The organism is Okeania sp. SIO2F4 (assembly GCF_010672385.1).
Lineage (GTDB): Bacteria > Cyanobacteriota > Cyanobacteriia > Cyanobacteriales > Microcoleaceae > Trichodesmium.
Window position 1 is genome coordinate 1 of the sequence record NZ_JAAHGT010000998.1, and the last position, 3,454, is coordinate 3,454.

Annotated in this window: 4 protein-coding genes; 2 read left to right on the forward strand and 2 right to left on the reverse strand. The window is 37.0% G+C overall.

Annotated elements, in window-relative coordinates:
- Positions 1-144 precede the first annotated feature (144 nt).
- Positions 145-669, reverse strand: coding sequence for a DUF937 domain-containing protein (locus F6K22_RS36185; RefSeq protein WP_293109468.1), 525 nt, complete (start codon positions 667-669; stop codon positions 145-147).
- 90 nt (positions 670-759) lie between these two features.
- On the reverse strand, positions 760-1,740 hold the full coding sequence (locus F6K22_RS36190) for a carbohydrate kinase family protein (protein ID WP_293109470.1): 981 nt from the start codon (positions 1,738-1,740) through the stop codon (positions 760-762).
- Positions 1,741-1,976: 236 nt separating this feature from the next.
- On the opposite strand from F6K22_RS36190, the gene pedR reads away from it, so the two are divergent.
- Positions 1,977-2,240: a photosynthetic electron transport-dependent transcriptional regulator PedR gene (gene pedR / locus F6K22_RS36195; RefSeq protein WP_293109472.1), complete on the forward strand. Its 264-nt coding sequence runs from the start codon at positions 1,977-1,979 to the stop codon at positions 2,238-2,240.
- A 556-nt stretch (positions 2,241-2,796) separates the two neighbouring features.
- Entirely contained in the window at positions 2,797-3,087 is a 291-nt protein-coding gene (locus F6K22_RS36200; RefSeq protein WP_293109474.1) for a hypothetical protein, read from the forward strand.
- Positions 3,088-3,454: the final 367 nt, after the last annotated feature.

Genomic DNA, 3,454 nt, shown 5'->3' on the forward strand with positions numbered 1-3,454 from the left:
TGTTCCCTATTTCCTTTTGATATTTCCTGATACATTCAATCTCTTATAGTCTATTTTGAGATTTTTTACTCTTTGGTATTAGGTAGAAGGAGAAATAGATAATTTTATAATTAACTAACACCTCATACCTAAAAACCTTATTTGTTAACCACCAAGAAAACGACCTGCCATTCCCATTACATCAGCAACATCAACATCTCCATCTCCATCAGCATCCAAAAAGCTATTTAAAACATTATTAGATGCTTGCTCAGGGTTTTGAGGGTTATTGCCAGTTTTTAATAAATTGAGAATTACTGGAACTAAAGTAGGCAGTAAATTCTGAACTTGTGAGACATCAAAACCTGTTTTTTCAGATATACTTTGAACAATATCAATGATTTGACTAGGAGAAAATAGAGAAGTAACCGCTAGGGGGTTGGGAGTTGTACCTGCAAATTGATTGATAATTTCTTGAGTTCCTGTACTACCTGACTCTTCTCGTTTTTGTTGCAAAGCTGAACGTACATGACCGCCCAAAATTGACATAGCAGCTTGAGTTGCGCCAAAATCTCCACCTAGATTACCGCTTAGTTGCTGCACTGTGCCAAGAATATTACTCAACTGACTATCACTACCCTCTTGATTAGGATTATTAATAGCACCGACAATTTGATCGAAAAGTCCCATATTTTTTCAACTCTAATTAACTTTTATCAGTTGTTAACAAACAATTCAGAGAGTATTTTAGCCTCACTGAACTCTTATATAATATCCATTTTACTGATTCAAATAGCTACCTAAAAAAGTTTCTACTTCATCAGCAGTAGGTTGAGCTGTCATTGCTCCTACTTGAGTAGCAGTTAACGCCCCCACAGCACTAGCATAAGTAACAATTTGTTTTGCTACCCCTGGTTGCTGTAAACGGCGAATACCATATTGGCGCAATTGATGTATAAAACCTGCCACAAACCCATCTCCTGCACCAGTAGTATCTACAATATCCAATGAAAAAGCAGGTACCTTTCCTTCATTTTCTGACAAATAATAAGCACAGCCTTGATTACCTGCAGTTACTAATGTACCTTCTACCGAATCTAATCTGTAAGTAATTGCACCAGGGTCGGTAGAGTCAAATAGCCATTCAGCTTCTTCCAGAGAAAGCTTGACAAAATCCACTCTTTTTAGTAGTGAATGTATCAGTGCCCTGGCATCATCAGGATTAGGCCAAAATGAAGGACGCCAATTGACGTCTACCATAATCTTAAGATGATATCGGTCAGCCAAATCAAGGGCTTGATAAATAGTTTGTCTAGTTTCGGGATAAGCTAGTCCTAGAGTTCCTAAGATTAAAAATTCACCATTTAAAAACAAAGACTCTGGCAGCAGTTCAGCTTTGAGGTGGGTATCAGCAAACTCTGTTGTTGGATGTTCTCCGAAACCAGCAAATTCACGCTCCCCAATTGTGGAACGTAAAACATAGACCTTTCGTGTTGGTGCATAAGGATGTCCCTGGATGCCTGAAGTATCTACCCCTATCTCCTGTAAAACTTGTACCAGTTTTTTACCTTCTGTATCCTCACCCACAGAGCTAATCAAGGCTGCTGAAGTACCCAACTTGACTAAACCACAGGCAACATTAGCAGGTGCGCCGCCAGGGTAGGTTGTCCAAGAATCAACTTGATTTAAAGTTTTCTCAGGTTGGTCTGCTAGACAATCAAATAAAATTTCACCAAGGCAAATAGCATAGGGATGGGTCATATTGATTTAAGTATCTGAAAACTATAAATTGGTAATCAAAAATAGGAAATAATTAAAAAATTTGATGACTACCAAAATCAAAAATTTCTTTAGATATTAATCATAAAAAGAAATTTATTCCACTTTCTAGAGACTTTCCTGTACTTTTACTACTTAATAGATTGTCATTAAGGTAATTTTTGTCAAGATGTCTCTAAAATTATAATTAGGCAGATATACACATATAGGAAAAAGTTATGACTGGTTGCAAGTCTCAAACCCATATATCCCTTTCAGAAAGGGAATTGCAAGTTCTGGAGCTAGTAGCAGATGGGTTGACCAATGAAAAAATTGCTGAGAAACTAGAAATTAGTAAACGAACCGTAGATAACCATATTAGTAATATTCTCAGTAAAACTTCAACTCATAATCGAGTAGAACTGGTTCGGTGGGCTTTGCAGTGGGGCAAAGTATGTTTGGATAATATCAATTGTTGTAATGTAGAACAGCTAACTGAATAGTTGCTAAATTGTAGTTTGGAGAATTATTTATCTCGATCGATGTCGTCAGAAGAATCCCGTAACTCCCCAATGGGGTTAGCAGTGAGATGAATGACGACCAACAAATAAATTCAGTGATTTGATTTGATTAAATAGCTATTAACAAGTCATGTTACCATCGCAATAGTGCTAATGCTCGTCAGGTATTTAGGGCCAACTACTGAAATTAAATAGTTGGACAATATTAGAGGTAATTATTATAAGTAATATAATCTGATAGCTGTCTAACTAATTACCACAATTACATGACCGGTTAAGATGAAATCTTTATATAATGCTTGTGGTTGTACTGCTGAGGTGAGACTTTAATGCTGCTGTCAATTTGTCAAACTATGTGCATCAGTAGATGGAGTTCCCACCGATTTTAAGCCTGCTCTTGAAGATAAGTTACAGACAACAGTCAGTTGTCTTCAGTTAAACAGGAACTGAGCTGCGAAAAATCAAGATATCCGTTTGGGTAAGTTTGGTAGAAAAGATTAGCCAACCCAACATAATCTGTCAATGGGTAAATATTAGAATGGAGACTGCGAAACACAAACAACAACGTTATCAATTTAGCTGTCAGGGACTACCACTCGCAATCTATCGAGAAGTAGCAGCTCATTTACGCCAAGTAGGCAAAGTAAAAGTCGGTTTATTTTCTCCTCCTGACTCAGAGCTATTTGACTACAACAAAAGCCAAGTAGGAGGATTATGGTTAGAGTATGCTGAAGATGCTGAAGATACTATTCGTCAAAAAGTAGATCAAATTTTGGCCTATTATGAGGAAATATTTGGTCATTGGGAAGAGAATTTAGATGATAGCTAGTAGTGATGGAGATGTATATTAGTCAAACACCAGGGACTGATGAAAGTCCTCTGTTTTGATTTTTTTAGTAATATTGTTTGAATTTATGGCCTCAAAAAACCTCTAAAATATTAAACAAAATTCTTAATTAGGGAATAGGGAACAGGGAAGGTTTGACATATTCTCCTGAAACCAGGATTATTGGTTCAACGAGTCCACTTAAATCAGATACCTTGCTATACCTTCGAGAGATACTCAGACCAAGCGTTAGCTCTATTTAAAAGCCTGTGGAATTATGCCCTACGGTACTGTTCAAACCTCAGAAACTTTGGTTCTCTGGTACTTGATGCGAGGAAGTTTTTCCATGCACAGGAATCCTTGTGCATGA

Coding starts and splice junctions, on each gene's coding strand:
- F6K22_RS36200 (WP_293109474.1), top strand. CDS start 2,797: ATGGAGACTGCGAAACACAAACAACAACGTTATCAATTTAGCTGTCAG.
- F6K22_RS36190 (WP_293109470.1), bottom strand. CDS start 1,740: ATGACCCATCCCTATGCTATTTGCCTTGGTGAAATTTTATTTGATTGT.
- F6K22_RS36185 (WP_293109468.1), bottom strand. CDS start 669: ATGGGACTTTTCGATCAAATTGTCGGTGCTATTAATAATCCTAATCAA.
- pedR (WP_293109472.1), top strand. CDS start 1,977: ATGACTGGTTGCAAGTCTCAAACCCATATATCCCTTTCAGAAAGGGAA.